Source organism: Pseudoalteromonas sp. BSi20480, from assembly GCF_000241365.1.
GTDB classification, from domain to species: domain Bacteria; phylum Pseudomonadota; class Gammaproteobacteria; order Enterobacterales; family Alteromonadaceae; genus Pseudoalteromonas; species Pseudoalteromonas marina.
The window spans coordinates 33,737-53,184 of the sequence record NZ_BADX01000137.1 but is presented as its reverse complement, the minus strand read 5'-3'; the positions used below and the strand labels follow the sequence as shown (position 1 = coordinate 53,184).

15 protein-coding genes and 2 pseudogenes are annotated in these 19,448 nt (G+C 38.5%); 1 reads left to right on the top strand and 16 read right to left on the bottom strand.

From position 1 onward, the window contains the following. The 13 genes and pseudogenes from P20480_RS05375 to P20480_RS19870 form a co-directional block, all read right to left on the bottom strand. Window positions 1-705, bottom strand: coding sequence for a P-loop NTPase family protein (locus P20480_RS05375; protein WP_008131314.1), 705 nt, complete (start codon window positions 703-705; stop codon window positions 1-3). Beyond that, entirely contained in the window at window positions 702-2,780 is a 2,079-nt protein-coding gene (locus P20480_RS05380; protein WP_008131313.1) for an SLBB domain-containing protein, read from the bottom strand. The genes P20480_RS05375 and P20480_RS05380 overlap by 4 nt, the downstream gene beginning before the upstream one ends. 3 nt (window positions 2,781-2,783) lie before the next feature. After that, window positions 2,784-3,638, bottom strand: coding sequence for an OmpA family protein (locus P20480_RS05385; RefSeq protein WP_008131311.1), 855 nt, complete (start codon window positions 3,636-3,638; stop codon window positions 2,784-2,786). Window positions 3,639-3,656: 18 nt separating this feature from the next. Next, complete coding sequence (locus tag P20480_RS05390) at window positions 3,657-3,965, bottom strand: STAS domain-containing protein (protein WP_006792900.1); 309 nt, start codon at window positions 3,963-3,965, stop codon at window positions 3,657-3,659. Window positions 3,966-4,133: 168 nt separating this feature from the next. Next, window positions 4,134-5,939, bottom strand: a complete 1,806-nt coding sequence (locus P20480_RS05395) for a sugar transferase (RefSeq protein ID WP_008131308.1) — start codon at window positions 5,937-5,939, stop codon at window positions 4,134-4,136. A 10-nt stretch (window positions 5,940-5,949) separates the two neighbouring features. After that, window positions 5,950-7,026 (bottom strand): glycosyltransferase, encoded by a 1,077-nt coding sequence (locus P20480_RS05400; protein WP_008131307.1) that lies wholly within the window; start codon window positions 7,024-7,026, stop codon window positions 5,950-5,952. A 1-nt stretch (window position 7,027) separates the two neighbouring features. Beyond that, entirely contained in the window at window positions 7,028-8,521 is a 1,494-nt protein-coding gene (locus P20480_RS05405; RefSeq protein WP_008131305.1) for a GumC family protein, read from the bottom strand. A 231-nt stretch (window positions 8,522-8,752) separates the two neighbouring features. Next, entirely contained in the window at window positions 8,753-9,886 is a 1,134-nt protein-coding gene (locus P20480_RS05410; protein WP_008131303.1) for a glycosyltransferase, read from the bottom strand. A 1-nt stretch (window position 9,887) separates the two neighbouring features. Next, window positions 9,888-10,596: pseudogene (locus P20480_RS20110) on the bottom strand (acyltransferase). Window positions 10,597-10,600: 4 nt separating this feature from the next. Beyond that, window positions 10,601-11,953: pseudogene (locus P20480_RS20105) on the bottom strand (O-antigen ligase family protein). Further along, window positions 11,946-13,358 (bottom strand): lipopolysaccharide biosynthesis protein, encoded by a 1,413-nt coding sequence (locus tag P20480_RS05420; RefSeq protein WP_008131293.1) that lies wholly within the window; start codon window positions 13,356-13,358, stop codon window positions 11,946-11,948. The pseudogene P20480_RS20105 and the gene P20480_RS05420 overlap by 8 nt, the downstream one beginning before the upstream one ends. An 8-nt stretch (window positions 13,359-13,366) precedes the next feature. Continuing rightward, on the bottom strand, window positions 13,367-13,891 hold the full coding sequence (locus tag P20480_RS19875; protein ID WP_008131290.1) for a glycosyltransferase: 525 nt from the start codon (window positions 13,889-13,891) through the stop codon (window positions 13,367-13,369). After that, window positions 13,892-14,521: a glycosyltransferase gene (locus P20480_RS19870; RefSeq protein WP_008131288.1), complete on the bottom strand. Its 630-nt coding sequence runs from the start codon at window positions 14,519-14,521 to the stop codon at window positions 13,892-13,894. It abuts the gene before it with no gap. A gap of 206 nt (window positions 14,522-14,727) precedes the next feature. Between P20480_RS19870 and P20480_RS05425 the strand changes: the two genes are divergently transcribed. After that, window positions 14,728-15,642 (top strand): glycosyltransferase family 2 protein, encoded by a 915-nt coding sequence (locus tag P20480_RS05425; RefSeq protein ID WP_008131286.1) that lies wholly within the window; start codon window positions 14,728-14,730, stop codon window positions 15,640-15,642. A 58-nt stretch (window positions 15,643-15,700) separates the two neighbouring features. On the opposite strand, the gene P20480_RS05430 is transcribed toward P20480_RS05425, so the two are convergent. From P20480_RS05430 to P20480_RS05440, 3 genes are read right to left on the bottom strand one after another with little or no spacing between them, the layout of a single operon-like run. Next, window positions 15,701-16,648, bottom strand: coding sequence for an endonuclease/exonuclease/phosphatase family protein (locus P20480_RS05430; protein WP_008131285.1), 948 nt, complete (start codon window positions 16,646-16,648; stop codon window positions 15,701-15,703). 31 nt (window positions 16,649-16,679) lie between these two features. Continuing rightward, window positions 16,680-17,135 (bottom strand): hypothetical protein, encoded by a 456-nt coding sequence (locus P20480_RS05435; RefSeq protein WP_008131284.1) that lies wholly within the window; start codon window positions 17,133-17,135, stop codon window positions 16,680-16,682. After that, window positions 17,135-19,330: an LruC domain-containing protein gene (locus tag P20480_RS05440; RefSeq protein WP_008131283.1), complete on the bottom strand. Its 2,196-nt coding sequence runs from the start codon at window positions 19,328-19,330 to the stop codon at window positions 17,135-17,137. The genes P20480_RS05435 and P20480_RS05440 overlap by 1 nt, the downstream gene beginning before the upstream one ends. Between the last annotated feature and the right edge of the window lie 118 nt (window positions 19,331-19,448).

Here is a 19,448-nt window from a genome sequence, read left to right as displayed (position 1 = left end):
TCAATGGTGTTCGAACAACCACCTTTGTTTATTAATTTTCGACTTAAGGTTGTTACATAATTTAGGCCATTTGTTTTTATGCTTATTTAAAACACTAATAATACGCTCCCCCAGTGGAGCAAAGTTATGTTGGCTTATTAGTAATTTAATATTGCTATGACCGGCTTGCTTTAGCTCTTTTATACCTTTGCATAATGACTCCTCGTCATTTACACCAAGTGCCACGGCTACAAAGGTTAATTCACTGCACAAACTGAGTGAATGAAGCGGTACATTGTTTCTGTTTAGTTTTAATGCCGGCGACATATCTATTAAAATATAGTCATACTCTTGTTTTAAGCGAGCAATCGCGTCATTTAACACATGCTTGTTTTTAGCTGGCTCAATGGCTGTTAAATGTTTAATTGTAAGCAAATTTACCTCTTGGTAATTTGTAACACCTAATTGGCACGAAATATCATCAAAGCGCCACGGGCTGCACGTATCGGGTAACTTATCGTCTGAGTTAAATGTATTAATTGGGTTTAAATCAATGATAAGCACCGACTTATTTTGGCTTTGTAAGCGTTTTGCAACACTCACACATGCGGTAGACGCCCCCTCAGACCCACATAAAGATATAAACGTTACGCATCGCGCATCGTTATCAATCATGGTATTACATATCACTTCTAACTCATGATATTGACTTGGTATTAATTTCATAAGCCCACCACTAGCGCAAGTATGGTAATTACATCCAGGAAATTTTCTTTAAACTGGCTTAATAAATCTTGCCCTTTATCAGGAACATATAAGGTATCCCCTGCTCTAAGTACTGGAATATTTGCTGAGTTTGGCGATTTAATAAAGGCTTCTAAATCAAACACTCTTGATTGCTCTTTACAACAAGAATGATTAACCACAACTATTTTATCAATGAGTGCAGAGTTTGAAGGGCCGCCGGCCTCAGCTAATACATCTAAAATACTCATTGTGTCGTCAAAGTTATATCTACCAGGCTTTTGCACCGCTCCCATAATGCGTACTACGCGTTCTTTAGGTGTGCGTAGCCAGTCTTTATTTTTTTCTGGAACAAAAATAGTGTCTCCTGGTAATACATTAGGAAATAATGTTTCGTCACCGGTTTCAAAGTACATCGCTAAATCTAACTTACTCACTTTTCTATTACCGTTTCTGTGAGTTACTCTAATATTACGAATATCTGCAGTCCCTGTTGGGCCATCAGCAGCCGCTAAAATATCGATAAAATGCATGTTTTCATTGAACGAATAGCGCCCAGGTGAACCAACCTGCCCCATAATATAAATAGACTTGCTTGACTCTTGGCGTATCCACTGCGATTTATTATCAGCAGGGTCAACGGGGAGTTCCTCTACAATGACAGTGTCTCCGGCCACAAGGTTTGGCAATGGTGTTTCACCGTCTGTTATGGTGTATTTTTCAAGGTCGAAACGCTGGGTTACATCACCGTTTCTAAGTATTTTTATATCGTTGATATTAGCGCCTTTGGTAGGTCCGCCAGCGTGTGCTAATAAATCGGTAAAGTCCATTTCATCACTCCATTCATACCTGCCCGGAGAAGTAATAGCACCAATTATTTTAATGGCGCGTTTGGTCGGAATTTTAAGCCAGCTTTTTTCATTGACGTCTGTTTTTTCTGGAACAAAAATAACATCACCTGGGTTTAAGTCAGGTACTTTTGAGGTGACTGTGCCTTCACTGTAGCCTTGTAAATCAAATAAAATGCTTTCCCCTTCTGGTGTTAATATTTTTATATGGCGGGTTTCAGCAAATCGAGTTGGGCCACCAGCATTCGCTAAAATATCCAAAAAGTTGGTACTGTCTGCCGCTTCATAAGCACCTGGTTTTTGAACCTCACCCATAATATAAACGGTACGAGAAGTCGTGTTTACATCATCAACCATAATAGGCACATAGACTGTCGAACCCGGCTGCAATAACTGCATAGTGCTACCTGATGGTTTATCTAAATACGCTTTTAAATCAAAAATAACCGGCGATTTATCTACAATCACCCTAATTTTAGTAACATCGGCATAACGCGTAACCCCTTCAGCGCGCATAAGCGCATCTAAAATAGTCATTTCTTCTTTGTATGAAAAACTTCCCGGGTTATGTACTTCGCCTAAAATAGTCACTGCATTACCGTCGTTGGCATCTCCAGTTGCACTGAGTGTTTGGGCATCAAAGTCTATTTGTACATTACCCAGTAACGGTGAAACGGGCACAAATACGGTATCTTGGCTTTTAAGCGCAGGTAATAAGCTAATATTGCCCGAATCTAGGTACGCTTTGTAATCAAACTCAATAATTTCTTCGCCACGTCTTATTTGCAATCTATCTAGCTGAGCCCCTGGCCTTAAACCGTCTGCTTTCGAAATCACCATTTGAATATTACCATTTGCAGGAATGCTCACTTGCGATGGCGTATTAACGTAGCCCATAACATTAATAAAAATATCTCTGCTACGTATCTCTACATAAAAGTCATCCATTGCTACAAATAAGCCACCTAACACTGGAGTAAGCTCTAGCTCAACTTGTGATATCGTTTTGTTAGCTACAACAAATTGCCCAACCTCGGGCAAATTAATTTGCCCTTTGTTGTCAACTTCAAAGGTTTTATCAAAATCGACTTCACCAGGAATATACAAAAATAATTTATTGCCTACCTGCACCGTATCGTCATCAGCGTTAGTCGCTGAGAAAGCATGAAACGAAAAAAGTAATAATGCGATTGTTAGTAAATATCTCATAACTTACTCCTGCTTACTTTTAATAATTTTGGTCCAACTCACTAACGATTTAGCTTTATTGTCCTGTAAATTATTGGTGTTGGCGTCAAGTACTATGGCCTCTACGCGGCGGTCTGAATGACGCACTGAGTCGGTTTGTGGCTCATCGCTGTAAGGTTTTAAGCTGCCCTGAGTAAGCGTTGTAATACTTTGCACTGGCACACCATAAACCACTAACCAATGCTTAACCGTTTCAGCGCGTTTTAAAGCAAGTTCATAATTGCTGGCCATTTCTCCCATCGAGTCGGTATGACCTACGAGCAATATAGAAATGCTTTCAAGCTCTTTAACTAAATCAGCTGCTTGAGCAAGCCTGACTGCGTATTTAGGTGTGATCTCAAACGCCTTGAACGCAAATTGATTATCACTATTGAGTAAATCGGTAATTTGCTTTTTAACGCTAAATAAAGCAGGTTTATCTTCTTTAACCACCGCACATTGAGTTAACTGCTGTACAGTATCAAAATGCTGCGTTAACTGGTTAAGCCCATGATAATGAATAAGTAAGTCGTGCTCTGCATCTTCCCACATTTGAGCTGCAATAAGTCTGCGAATACGGTTTTCGTATATTTGTGCCTTTAACAATTGTGCTGGCATACAGGCTTTAATGTCTTGAGACTTTAACAGCTCAAGCTTTAGCACTAAATGCTCAAATTCACTGCGAACCACCTCTTCGGGCTGTGTGTAATTTAAATCTTTTTGCTCATCATCTAACGGGTAGTTTTGGTACTTTTCTGCCCAACCTCCTTGTCCTTCATCAGGCCAAGAAGCACACCCACTTAAAAATAAAGTAATGATAATAAAAATGTGTGCTTTCATATCCCTCTCCTTAAACTGTTAGATTGAATCAATAAATGGAATTGTTTTATCTACTCTTAACAAGTTCATTAACTTGAAAGGCTGACCCGTCACATTAAGTAAAGAAAGTTGATGGTTTTTCTTTTCAATTCGTTTGTATAAAAACACAATTGCGCCAATACCAGACGAATCTATAAACTCTGTTTTTGAAAAGTCTAAAATAATAAAATTAGTGTCTGTTCCCACCAACCCTTCAAATTCATCTTTAAATCCGTCAACAGTAAAGCCTGAAAAATCAGCAGGAAGCGAAATTACGGTTTGTTCTTGTGAATTGGCTAAATTAGTCATGGTAGTTACCTATTAATCAGTAAAGTTCTCTATTACTAATACAAGAAATGAACCAACTTTAAATCACTGATAATTAATAGGTTTTAATGGGAAGTATATAGTTGAAAGGGAAGTTAGAGCATAATGCAATTAAGACTGAAACATCCTATTGCATTATGCAATGCATGATTACTGGCCTTTACCAGTAAAAATAACAACAAGGGTTTTAAATAGTATGGTCAATTCCATGTAACACCAGCTACGAGGTGATGACGTACTTAGCATATAGGCATAATCCCAGCCTATTTTGTTTCTTGCATCATCAATGCTTTCATCGTAACCATTCATTACTTGTGCAAGCCCTGAAATGCCGGGTTTTATGCCATAAGTGCGTTGTGAAAAATAAGGAATATCTTTTTCTAGTTTTGAATAAAATACGGGGCGTTCTGGGCGCGGCCCAATCAGTGACATATCCCCTACTAACACATTCCACAGCTGCGGTAATTCATCTAGCCGTGTTTTACGAATAAACCTACCCACTGGCGTTATTCTAGGATCGTCCTTAGATGCCCATACTGCACCGCTTTTTACTTCAGCATCGACAACCATAGAACGAAATTTAAGCACATTAAACAATGCAACAAAGCTGTCACTGCTCTCACCCACTCTTAGCTGATTAAATAACACAGGCCCGCGTGAAGTTAGTTTTATTGTTAGTGCAACTATTAACATAACAGGCGACAACACAATTAAACCTAAAGCGGAGCCAATTATATCAATACCGCGTTTAACACACTTAATGGCACCATTTTGTTCGCTATTGCCTGTATGCACCCGCTGCCAGTGGCTTTTGTAATCGCCTTTTTCATATTTAATAATGCCCCATAACGCTAAAAAGTAGGCATTAAGAATATAGTTAACCTTATCTACAACAGGTATTGTAGCCGTGATATTAAAAACCCTTTTAGTCAGTTCAATACCATGAAATAACGCAATAGCCCCACAACCTAACTTTGCCAGCATAACATTTGAAAACAGCGCCATTGAAAAAAGCAAAACATAAATTAAAGCCAGCAACAACGGCATAATACCGCGTAGTACTTTGTGCGAAATAAAGTTAAAACTCACCCAGCCCAACTTAGGGTTAAAAAGCGTTAACAGCACCTTTATTTGCTGCCAATTACCTGCGCCTAACCTTACGCGTCTTGCATAGTCGTGACTTTGTTCATCACACTCTCTTTCAACAATATTAATGTTTTTATCTACAATTGCTTTACCGCCATTTTTTAATGCGTTCATTGATAAAATAAAGTCATCGTTAATGGCACTTTCATCCAGTAAATCTGTGTACTGTGAACGAATGGCAAACATCGCACCTGGCACACCAATCACCGCCCCTAAAGATGACTCCATACTTTTAACGTTGTTTTGATAGTGCCAGTAATGCTTTTGCGCTTGTGTGGCTTTCTCGTCTAAAACATACACCCCGGTAATCACATTAATTTTTTTATCTTTAAAATCAGCATCAATATTAGTCAGTACATCAATACTTAATAACGCGCTTACATCAGTAAACAATAAAACATCGTAATTCGTTTTGGTTAGCTTAATTAATTCGTTAATACCATGTGCTTTGCCACGATTATACTTATTAAAGTGTAAATGGCACTCAACGTGTTGTGTTGCTAAATGAGCCTGGGCAAGCATCGCCTCTTCGTATGTTTTGTCTGTACAACCATCAAGGTATACATGAATCGCATACATATCAGTGTTGTAAAGCATGGCGCCCAAATTATGTAACTTTTCTTTAATGTGATCTTGCTCATTGTAGGCACAAATCAAAATACCAAAATGGGTGGTTGCTTTGGTATTTTTTGCACTAATTAATCGCTTACGCTTACCATGACTAAATAACTTTAAAAGTGCTACATAGCCCACGTGGTGGTATATAACTAACGCAATTAACACCGCTAATATTATTAATAAATAAGTCATTATATTTTCCTCACGATGTAATAACGTTGTAAAAGTGGTCGTACTCTGCACTCATTTTTGTAGCACTTGCGATTGAAAATACGTGCTGACGAATGCACTCTCCATGTTTTATATAAATGGCTTCAATCAGCGCTTTTTTGAGCCCAACCTCATCACCAGGCTTTACGAGCACGCCTTGCTCGCTGGTTAGTACCTCTTTAATTCCGCCAACATCGGTGGCAACAATGCTTTTTCCGCACGCCATTGATTCCAAAATAGATAGCGGTAACCCTTCACGCTGCGAATACAGACACATCACATTAATTGCTGAATAAAATAGCGGCATATTTTGTACATTACCTAAAAAATGAACGCGATCTTTAATGCCAAGCTTAGTGGCATAATCCAGCAATTCAGTATGTAAACTACCGCTACCAGCAAATACAAGTTCTGTATAAATGGGCAATGAATTAAGAATTCTTAATAATGCAAAGTGCCCTTTACCTGGCTCTAGCCGTGCTGAACAGCCAATTAAGTTAATATCTTGCGGTAAGTGCAGTTCTTTACGGGCGTTTGGTTCATCCCCGCAAACAAATTGTTTAAAATCGATACCATTGAGTATTGTTTTATCGGTTTGAATAGCTGTTTCGTTATAAAAATCGTTAGCGACTACCTGTGCATCAGCAACCCAACTAATTTTTGTCAATTTGTTAAGCACTTTAGTAATTAAACGCTGCTTAAAACTTTTTAAATACCAGGCGTCATGAATAGTCGATACATGCTTAACGCGTCTATTGCGTATACATGCCATACTTGCATAAAGCATTGGCCCTATGTGATGGCTGTGTATTACATCAATATTGAACTTTTTAATAACCTCGGTCAGTTTACTTACCGTATTCATATCAAATTTTGCAGGCTTATTTAGACAAATTAACCGCCCTTCAAACAACGCTAATTGTGGCCAACCTTCAACAGCCTCGTCCAACGTTCCTTCAAGTGATACAACCACACTTGAGTCTGCAAATTGACTTTTTTGCATTAGCGTGACGGCCATTTTTTCAAGACCACCTATTTTAAAGTGCTGAACTAGATGTAAAACGTTCATATTATTTCCCCTGTTCAATAGAGTTAATCGCTGAGCTAAACACCAAATCTACAGGTGTATTTTTAACAATAGGTAAAATGGTAACTACCTCTAAAGAAGATAGTTTTTCTATGGTTTGAATATCTTTTAAGTGGCTGTCAAACAAGGTCGCTACAAACACTATCGTGCTACTTGTAAACACACCTAAAATAATACCCACAATAATGGATGCGACTAACGACGTATTAATTGGCTGCGTTGGACTGTATGCGCGTTCAATGGTTTTTACTTTATCTGGCCCTTCGTACTTAACCAATTTGCCTGTCACTTTTGCCATTTCATAACGGCTTAACATATCTTTATAAAGCGATTGTTTAACATCGTAATCTCGCTCTAGTTTTCTTAACTGCTTTTCTACATCACTGGTTACTAATAGCCTTTCACCAACGAGTTTTACTTGTTGCTCTAGCATGTCGTACTCTTGTTGGTGTTGAGCTACTTCATTTTTGGCCTCTTCTAATTTTAGAATTTGCGAAACCAGAACACTGCTTTCATTGTCTTTACCACTAGGCAGTGTGTTTGCCATTTGCCATAGCTGTTCAATATTGGTAGGGTCTAAGTCTTCTGCGCTCTCTAATAGTGATTGCTGGCGATTACGTATACTTTGTAGCTCTCGTTTTTTTGAAATAACCTTACTGTGTTTTTCGGTATATCGTGTTTTTAAAAAGCTTAACTCTGACTCCGCAACAATAATTTTTTCTTCAATGCGCCCTAAAATTGGGTTTGCTTGGCCCATTTTAGTAGCCAGTGCTTTTAATTTTGCTTGCGCACCAGATAACACAATTGTTTTTTGTTGTTGATCGCTCAGTAATTTATCAAACGTTTGACGGTTACTGTGCAGCACAGCCGGCAAGGTATTGCTGTTTGTTGATTTAAAGGCAGCAAGTGCCTCTTCAGATAATTCAAGCTCATCACGAATGCTGTTCAGCTGCTGATAAAAAAACTGCTCAGAGCTATCAAGCGATGCTCGGGTGGGCGCAAGTAAACGTTCAATAAACTTCTCGACTACTTTTTCAAGCACCAGTTTCATTTTACTTTGCTCATGCCATATAAAATTAACCCGTACCAGCTCATCCCCTACCAACGACAAAGACAATGCCTGAGATAACTCTTGGTGAATTTTTTCTATTTGCGCAGGCGTCGCATTTTCTGGCACTAATTGCGTTTCTTTTGCTACTGCAATAAGTACCTTCCTGCTTATAACGAGTGTACGAAGTGCTGCCATCCGATTAGATAAATCAAATGAAAAAGATAAATCATCAAGATACGGGTTAAGTAATGCAGACTCCTCTATTAAAATAGTGGCATGATTGATATATTTTTTTTGTGCAGTCACTGTGAGCAATATAATGACAAAAGGCACCACTAAAAGTGGGATCACAAATAACTTTGCACGTGTGTATACAGCGTACAAGGTTAAGTAAAGTAATCGTTTTATTTGCTCTCTAACTAACATAATCCCTACCTATCTATTTGCATATTGCTATGCGAAATGTGGCGTTTGTTTGCAAATTAATAATTTAAACTGCAAATATCGCGCTATACATAAGGTGTTGCACAGGGTGCGCCAACTGTTGTGAATTTAATAAAAATAAGCAGTTTATTAGCGGGGATCAGGCTTTTGAGACTCAGCTCTCAAAGGCCTAATTAAATGACATGTTAGAGGGTTTTGGTTTAAAAAATCACGCTACACAGCGTGATTTAAAATAAATAAGTCTTGTTGCACTTTTAGCGCTTTTGACTCCCAACTGTGGTTCTTTGCTAATTGTTGTTGCGATAATTTTAGGGTGCTACGTTGAATGGTGTTTAAACTAACGGCTTCATCAATTTTATTAATAAATTGATCATGCGTTTTGCCAATAAAAATTTCAGTTTTATATTGTTTTACTGCGGGAAAATCGGTAGCAACAATAGGCTTACCTGCCGCTAAATATTCTTTAAGCTTTAATGGGTCACATGCTCTAATTTGCTCGTTATTAACAAACGGTAAAACAGACACGTTCCAATGTGTGGAAAAACTCGCTAACCGAGCATGCTCAATTGCAGGAATGTGCGTTACATTTTTAAATTGCAGCAAATGCGCTGTAGGCCCCACAATATCGCCAACAAGCACTAACTGATAACTGGGTCGCTGCGCGACTAACGCAGTGAGTAATGCGATATCTAACCAGGCATTAATACTGCCATAGAAACCAATAATGGGGCCATTTAAGTGATTTATCTCTGGTGCAATTTCACTTTTAGAGGTGAACAAATCGTAACTAACACCATGGCTTAACATTTTTGTTTTGTGGTTAGGCATTTTGTTCATTAAAAACGCGCTAATGACATAAATTAAATCAGCGTTTTGTATCAAGCTATTTTCACAAGGGGCAACAAGTGACGCATCAACGCCGGCCAATGCACTAAAATCGTCACCGCAGTAATAAATTAACCTATCGCGTTTTTGTTTTGTAATTAAATATTCGGCTGTGGGCACGCTTAACCAGTAAGTAACAGGCTCATCATCAATATTTTTAAAGTATTGAGAATACACCCACTTATTGAAACGTTTTACTAATGCGTTGTCATGCCAAGGCAATACGGGGAGCTTATAAACGTGCAGTGCTTCTGGCGTTTCAATCGTTGCGCTATTTGATTCGCTAAATAATTGTTTTAATTTATTAAATAGACGTTTTAAATCGTTTAATTTAAGGCTTGGCTTTCGCATACCAATTGAATTAACCCAATGTACTTCATGATTTTTAGCCAGTTCAGCAAATAAGTGCTGTGTGCTACTCGGGTGGCTTGCCCAATCCTCTGCAAAAACAACAAATCTCATATTATGATTCCTTTATGTATTTAACTACTTTTGCTGGATTGCCCGCAGCAATACTAAAGGCGGGTATGTTTTTAGTCACAACACTACCTGCGCCAATAATCGCCCCTTCACCTATGGTAACGCCCCCAAGCACAGTCACTCCGGTGCCAAGCCATGCTCCGCGCTTTATAATAATGTCGCCAATTTGGTTTTCATCATCACTTTGCCCCTGTGCTCTTCGTTCACAATCAATCGGGTGCCCAGGAAAACCCGCTAAAAATACACGCCCTGCTAACCTAACGTCGTCTTCAAGGGTTATGGTACGTCCTACCGAAAACGCATTTTGCCAACCAATATCAACATTGTTACCAATGGTTAAAGTGGGTGTTGTTTGCCCTCCTACCCGCCCGCAAAAAGTAGAAATACCCGACATTCTCACGTTGTCTTTGCACACAACATTAAGCTCCCCCAACACTTGCGGCATACCTGAATATAAATAAAGCTGCTTTTTACTGCCTTTAATTTGGCTTTTGAAAAGGGGCGTAAAATAAGTGATACGTAAAAATTCGTGTATAAATTGTTTTAAAAATTGATGAACAAAATAAAGCAATGAATAGAAAAAACGGGATAACAATCATTTGTGGATTGCGAATCGTTTTTGCAAATTGAAAAAGTGATTTTGCAAAAGGATGAGGGCTACATTTAAGCCAATGTTTAACGTGTATGATCATAGTTTTATTCCTTATTGCTCTCAACAGTGATTTTTTCGAGTGCGATTGTTAGCGCTAAAATAATGTAAAGCGGCCAAGTAAAAGCCTGTGTTAGGAAAGTACCTGCAACCATAAAGCCTATTAAACCTGCTTTTAATGCATTTGCATTAACTGCAACTTGGTCGTTAGGGTTAAGTGCATTGATGCAATAAACGCGTGATAGGCTGCGATATATACTGGCAATTAATAATACAAATATACCTATACCTACAAAGCCTGTTTCGCCTAATACCTGAAACCATGTACTGTGTACTGCATGATTCTTGCCATCCCAATGCGGACTGTAAAAATAATAATTTACGTAAAAGTTATCGACTCCCACACCCGTTAGCGGATTAGAAAGCGCCATATTAATTGCCACTTGCCATGCATATATTCGCCCCATTGCAGACGCATCAACCCCGTCTTCTGCTGCGCCTCCACTTTGCCTATCACCAATACCTGCAAACACCATCATTGCTAGCATGGCAACAGCTGCACACAGCCCGACTACTAAAGGTATTTTTTACTTTTTGATATAAAAAGAAACTTAAAATAGCAGCAATACCCAATAAACCACCTCGGCTTTGTGTAGCTATCACACCAGAAATAGCTAACAACAATCCTACGGCTGCAAATAGACGACGATATTTATTCGCACCTTTATCAAATAACTCTGCTGCCAAAAAAGACACCGGAAACATCAACACTAAGATAGAGCGTTAGGGTCTCCTAATTGCGAGCGGTACTCACGAGAAATAGTGACACGCGTGCCCTCAACTAAGCCAATACCATTCATTTTGTTACTTAATGCAACCAACGCCACCGAAATACCCGAAATCATTATGCCCATTCGCACTAAACTAAAATGCGAAAATCGGGTTAACCACCAGCTAATGGCAAATACCATAATAAATACTTTTACCAGCACACCGGTCCAATACTCTATGGCCATACCTTTATTGGAGGCACTAAATACGCAAACGGTAAGCCAAACAAACCAAATTACAAACACTAAGTGTGTTGAGCTCCAATGAGGTTTTAACGATTTTGAAATGAATAAATGCCATGCAATAGCTAGTAATGAAGCTAAGGCCAACATTTTAGGAATTTTAAGGGGCATTAATACAACAAAGACTTCATGTAGCCTAAAGTAGCTAAACAGTATAAAAAGAATAATAAATACTGTGCTTATTTTAACGGCTAAAAACCCTGCAAAAGGTAACAGTAATAAGGCAAAGGCTGCAATTGGACCAAAGCGCATGTAAAGCATTAATGTTAATGTCATTACAAATAACCCGTTGATCATCAGACAATATTTTTTATACCAACTAATCATACACTTTACCCCGCATTGTTTGCTGGGTCAGTGCTAAAATTGCGGATTTGTATTTATAAAACAAAGCAATTAAAAAGCAGATAAAAACAATGCATTGAATAAGCTCAAAATAGGCAGTTTGTGTAATGCTTAAAAAGTATATTAAAGAAAAACACACCCAGCTGGGCAGCAAACGCGTAACACTAAACGCTAAACTTTCTAATTGTTGGCTAATAACAATAAGTAAACTGGTTTTAATTAACTGCGCAATGCAAAGTGCAACCACTACGCCGTATACGTTATACCGAGGAACTAAAACGGCTAACAAAACCAGTACAGCAAATGCGCTAATTGCATTTACCACGGTAACAAACACACCATTGTAATGGATATAACACCCTATATTGAGTAAATCACTATGGTGCTTAATAACCACAATAAAAATAAGGCTTGGTAACAACCAAGTATGCAACTGATAATTTTGTGATAACACTAAACTAAAAATAGACGGGGTGATGATAAGCATTAACGCGCACAGTAAAATGGCCGAATCTAAACACAGCGTGCACAGGTCTACATAACGTTCTCGGTTTTTAGCCAATTCATCAAAACGACGTGAGAACCACCACATTCTAATAGGTTCAAAAGCGAACGAGGTCATAACGGCAAACTGTAAAGCGACATAATATTGAGCCAGTTTTTCTTTGCCCTCACTGGCAACTATAAACCAGTTTTCGGCCCCATTATTTGCATACACAAATAAAGACGAGGTAACAATACTGATTAAAAAAAGCCCGTTTTTATAACTTATTTTCCATGAAATATGTTTAAAACTGATACCCAGCGGCTTCAATACCAAAACGATAGCAATGCATAACACTAAAGCGCTCGACACCACTCCCGATGCCATTACCCCATTAACACCATGGCCTAAGTAAAGTAAAACAACGGTTAGAAGTGTTTGCCCCATACCTTGAAGCACAGCCAATATACAAAATTGTTTTGCCATTTCGTAATATCTAAAATAACAAAATAAAATAGAAAGTAGAGACGAGAGCGCTAAGTTAATAGCTAACAATTTAATATCTAGTGTATTTAGTGTTACCGGTAATAACGCGCTTAAATAATCAATACAGTAAAAAACCAAGCACACAAATACACCACTAACAATGGCACACACCAGTAATGCATCTCTGAATAAGGCACGTTTATGTTGTGGGTTGTTCATTTGTTGCTTGAACAATAAATCGGGTAAACCTAAACACAATAACAACGACATAACTGCCGAAATAGACACCAAAAAATTTAGCTCACCAAATTCTGCCTGACTTAAAATACGCGTAGTTATAGGTAATAAAGCAAACCCTAATACTTTAAGAAATAAAGTGGATATACCAAAGTATGCAATTTGCTTAATCCCATTCATAGCAACACCTATATCCCTTGAACCCAGTGAGATAACTTTTTGGCTTGCGAATTTGCATTAAAGCGTTTTGTCGCTAACCTTTTTGCATTTAGCCCTTTTTCGTAGCGCTGGTAAGGCGTTAGTGCACAAAAGTCATTAAGCATTTGCTCAATACCAGTAATGCTTGAAGGCGCACATTTAGCGCCAACATCGTCATTTACAATTTCTTTTGCACCCATTAGCTCAGTAGTTAAAACAGGTATACCGCTGGCCATGGCTTCTTTAAGTACAACCGGCCCCGTGTCGCGATCGCCATTTTTAGACACGCAAAACGGCGCAATTAAAGCCGAATAATTGCTGGTGTTTATTGCTAACCACTGTGGACTTTTCGAGCCTAAAAAGTTGACCTCATTCGTAATGCCTAGCTGTTCGCAAAAATATTTTAGGTCATTAAGTAAAGGGCCATCGCCTACTATATCCAGTGTGATTGAATGTTTTTTTGCTAATTTTTTTTGATTGCCGGAAGTAAAAAATTGTAATCCCTTTTTTCTCAATTAACCGACCAACAAAAATAGGTTAACCGATTCTGTTAATCGATTTGGTTTATTATTAAACAAGCTCAAATCAATACCACAATGCAGTAGCTGTATTTTTCCTGCGCTGTATTTACTGAGTTTTACAGCCATGTCTTTACATACCGCAACTGAAAAGTCGCACAACGATAATTTAAGCTTTAAATCATCATCATTCACATAAACATCGTGACCGTGGCCAATGGATGACACACTCACGCCGGCTATTTTGCTAGCGATAATGGAGTAAGCCAGTGGTGCATGCATAAAATGACAATGGATATGAGAGATTTTTTTTGTACGAATAATTTCAGCAATATTTAACCCATAGCCCATTAAAGACATGACCGAAATAGACTTAAAACGACTTGCAATAACACCGCCTTTTACCGCCATTAGTGGGCTTTTAAGTAGTGTATTAACTGCCGATGGTGTTGATTTTTTAATAACAATCACCTGCACATTTTTATTTAAATGAACACAGTAATTTAAATTTTCAAACGTCAGTACGGTCACTCTATGCCCTGCATTCACCAGCGCGTTAATTTCAGTTACAACAAACGTTTCTGAAGGTATGTGGAAGCTAGGGACAACGATACCAATATGTTTCATAGTTAAAACTCCTAATAAACTTAACGATTACATCGCAAAATCTGTGCCCGGCATAAAACGCTAAAAACCCCTTATAAAAAGTCAATTTGCGAAGGCTTATCGCAATTTGCAAATCATAAAACAAAAAACAGCCCGCAAATGCCTATTAACGGTTGGCGCTTATCTTGCGTAGTTAACGTTAATGAAAAACACAAAAGGTGAGTACTATGAGTATTCAGGTAAGCGTTATTATTCCTAACTTTAACTGTAAGCAGTATTTGGCAAAGGCTATTTCAAGCGTTGTTAGGCAGCATAATATTGAGTGTGAAATACTTATTATTGATGATGGGTCAACTGATGGAAGCGTTGAATGGTTAAATAAGTTACAACAATCACTTCCTAATATGCGTGTTATAAAGCAGCAAAACTGCGGGGTTGTTAGTGTCAGAAATAAAGCCATTGAACTTGCCAAAGGCGACTATATTGCTTTTTTAGATGCTGACGATTACTGGACTGAAGATAAATTATTTAACCAGGTTACCTACATGCAAAATAATCGTGATTGTGTGCTGAGCTTTACCAATTACATGCATGTTAATGAGCAGTACGAACCCATTATTGATTGTTTTTCCTATTGGCCTGAGTTTACAAAATTTATTAATTGGAACACTGAGGGTTACCAAAACCTTAAATCACCAATGGATTTACTGCTGTTTGCAAACGTTATAGGTACCTCGTCTGTTGTGGTGAAAAAATCAGCCATTTGTTATGTAGGTAAGTTTGATAAATCACTCAATAGCGCAAGCGATTGGGATTGTTGGCTTAAATTAGCACGTATTGGTAATGTGGCTTTTACGAATCAGGTATCAATGGGCTATTTAATGAGAGCAGGCTCTATTACTGCCAACAGACAAAACCGTTTAACTGCGATGCAAATAATAATAGATCGCTGTAAAAACGATATTGGCGTGGTTTCTCGGTTTAAAGCCAAAGCCAGAATGCTCGAATGTTATAGCGAATACTACCGAGAAATAGGTTATAAGTTTAAAGCTTTTTGCTTAGCCACTGCTGCATTTTTATTGTTTCCCCATAGGCGAAATCTTCAACACTTAGTACATGACATAAAACAGTCTATTAAATAAATTTAAAATACATGTAAAACACTAAGGTTAAAAAGGCGCTTATTATATTGAGCGCCTTTTATTTTAGACTTATTTTATAGCTTAACATTTTGTGATCACTGCCTTTAAAGTCCGTGACTAATAGGCTTTGTAATAAAACTTGTTCGCTCATTACACAGTGATCTATAGGTAAGCCAGTCAAAATAGAGTGCCCTTTTTTAAAAGGCATAAAGCTTGAGTATCGATGTTGCCCAAAGCAGGTTTGAGCTTGCTGCCACTCAAAATATGAAGACCAAGGTACTACATTTAAATCCCCTGCAACGAGCCATGCGCCCTTTTCATTTTGTGTTGAAAGCTTTAAAGCCGCTAATAGCGTATTTCTATTTTGCCAATGACGTTTAGAGCGCGGTGAAGGCGGGTGCGCAATAAACGTAGTCAACACCGTATTACCCACCATAAACTTTAGTTTTAAATACCCTAACTTGTCGCCATCTAATTTAACTTGTTGCTTATAAACCATAGGTATTCGCGATAAAACAACCATACCATAGGGTATTCCCTCAACCTCCTCATAGCCAAACATGTCGGTAGTGGTTATAAATTGAGTTAACAGGTGGCGATTTTTATCACTAAACTCCTGTAAAATAAGCACATCCCAATTTTCATCACGCAAACTCAGTAAATGTGTTGAAAGGTATTTATTACTATAATTAACATTAATTTGCTTGATTGATAAAGCCTCTGAATTAACAGGCGATGTTACGGGAAAAGACACCAAAATAGGGCCTAGCCCCAGCGCGCAAAGTAGGATCACCACTGCAGATAATTTGTACAGCTTTAACAACATAAGTGCGCACCCACACATCAACGCCGCAATTAACATCTGTATTCGTAAAGATGAAAACACATCGGCATAAAAGCTAGTGAAGGGATTAAACGCGAGTAAGATAAATACGGCTGCTGCACATATAAAAATAATCCGCAAAACTAAATAGTGCGGATTATTACTTTCTGGGATATTTGACATTACTTTTTAAACCTAACCATTTTAATAATTATTATCGGATAACAAACTGTTGTTGTGCTTGAGCAGGTTCGTACTGCCAAGTGAATAAAAGCGGCTCGGTCGACTCATCGTAAAACCAAATTTCAGCAATCAGTTCAATATCTTGATTGCTTAACACTAATTGCGTATCGAGAGCGGTATTACTAAGAGGCCCTCTGTAAATACAGTTGTTATAATCTGCTCGTTGAGATGCCATCTTTGTTTGGCACACATTTAAGTAAGCTCTTACATCGCCCATCCCCAGGTCAACATCAACATCAAGTGAATATTTAGTAGATAAATTAAATTCGTTATCAACAGTAATTGCGTTAATCCCAGTTGGATTATTTGCTGGTGTAGAGGTAGAAGATACCGTCGCGACTGCTGGTGCTTTTGTCTCTTCTGAACCACCGCCGCCACATGCTGTTAACCCTATTGATAGTGATAAAATTAATAGTGTATTTTTCATTATTGTTCCCCTCTTACAACAACATTACTAATACTGTAATCGTTAAACCACGTTGGCTTTTGTTTACCCGATGATTGAGCAAACTCTGCAAAACTTCCGTAAGCGTCGGTTATGTCTACCCCTTCAAGGGGATGCAGCCATTGCATACCGACCTCCATTGCCCACGGTAAACCGTTTTCGTTAAGAAAATACAAGCCATTGCTTTGTACGCTGGCATCATCTGCGTTTGTAACGCTGTAGAGTGATGTATCAAACGCTTCAGTTGGTGCTTGGTTTTTAATGTGTACTTCCCAGCCTCGGGCGTTTTTACCGACTAAAAAATCGCCGTGGTAAAAGCCATCAGTTGCAAAAATAAACGGATCAAGCAGCGTACCGGGAGATGCACTTTTCGCTTTTGGTTCTTTTAAAGGAATACTCATGCTAAAGGTAACTTTAACGTTTTCATCGCAATTATCTTCTGTTCTAAAGTAACTACAGCCCGACTCTTTTGAAACGTGAGCCCAGGTATCTTGCATGAAAATGAGGATGGCTTCGTTTCTACCTGCCTCCAAAGGACTCGCTGTTTGCGGTTGCCCGTCAATAATAAAGCTAATTGCATCTTCATCTACTTCGTCTCGTAAAATAGTGTGAGTGGTATTATTGACAGTTTCTTTTAATCTCACAGCAAAGCCATTATGGTATGTGGCTCCAATACCAATTAGTTGACCATCTATTTTATAGCCAACCACATTACTCCCTTCCATAAGCTGTGTGGTTCTGTAATTGAGCACTAGATCATTAAAGTCGTAATCACCTGCAAACGGCCATCTATCCTCAAATGCAAGGGTTACCCAGTCATTTTCGCCAGGGTAAACAGCGCTTGCATAAGTGGTAATTTCGTAATCTTCTACTTCGCCGCCCAGCACACCGCCTGTTGCCGTGATCAGCGACGCCTCTGTGCCATCGGTGACTCTGAATCGAGCCCATGTTTGGCCCGCTTTAGTGTTACTTGGCACCGTGATTAAAATGCTGTTATCGCCTTCATTTATGGCACGTTTAGTTACCATTCTTTCGTCTTCAGTAAAACGGCCATTTTGGTCCCAATCAAACCACGCATATAAAAAGCCAGAAGTAGACGCGTTAACAATAATTTGCGAGTCTTGCCCTGCCGAAATCGCCGTTACAAAACTTACGCCATCGTCTGAATCGTCAATAGGAGACAATAGTAAATCGGAATTGGTATTAATGTTTTCACCATCCACCGAGCTTCCCAAATAAATTAAATCTGAGCCGGTACTATTCGGGTCAAATAAATGCCTTGCGCCACTTTGCTCAAGGCTTGTGTTGTAAGGCGCTGGCGCGTCACCAAAATCAATTGAGCTATCAGTTACTTTTACTTCGGCAATGGCACAGCGCGCACCGTCGTTTTGACTTGATTTAGGCCCCGATGTAAACACATTTGCCACCGGGGTGTAGCCAACGACTGGGCTAACACTTAAATCAACTTTATGGATTTTACCGCTTTTATTGTTACTAAAATAAAACTGGCCCTTCACATCAAAATAAGCCGCGCCAAATGCGCCAGTATCATCGCCTACATCAACTTGAGTAATTAACGTATGGGTATTTGCTGCAATATCTATTTCGTATAAATTGCCATTTGGCTCAACCGCGTATAAAAGGTTACTAGTTGGGTGAAAGGCAAAGTCATAAATAGACAATTTCCAAGTATTTGTATTGGTTAACAAACTTGCCGTAATAGATGCATCTAAGTCACCATCTAAATTAATACCATATAGGCCAAAGTTAGGATGATAAACATAATAGGTAGCTCGTTGGTCATTGCCCTCACCTACAACTTGTATATCACCTACATAAAAATTAGTGGCAGGTAAACCTTGTACGTTTAGCCGCTTCATTTCGTAGTTGCTGCCAAGCTGCACTACGCTACCAGGCGTTTGCTTACTGTAACCGTACATGTATTGATCTTTATAATTAAAACCGACTGCATTAACGCTGTTAGTATTTAATTCGTTAGCGAACGTTAGCTGCGATGCTAAAACGGTAGGTTTAGCTGAAACTAAATCTATTCCGTATAGTTGCGCGTTAGCATCTTGCATTAAAAATGCCTGGCTAGGGCAGGACTCGAATGGTTGACTGAGCACAGCGCATGGAAATATAACTAAGCATGCTGTTGCAAGTTTATTTAGTTTCATAATTTAGCCCTTAAAAAGTTAAGTAATTAAACTGTTGCAGGGTCTATTCCAAAACTTAACTTTATGAATTTATTATAAATAAAATAAATTCAGTATAATCCTAATGCAGTTTGCAATT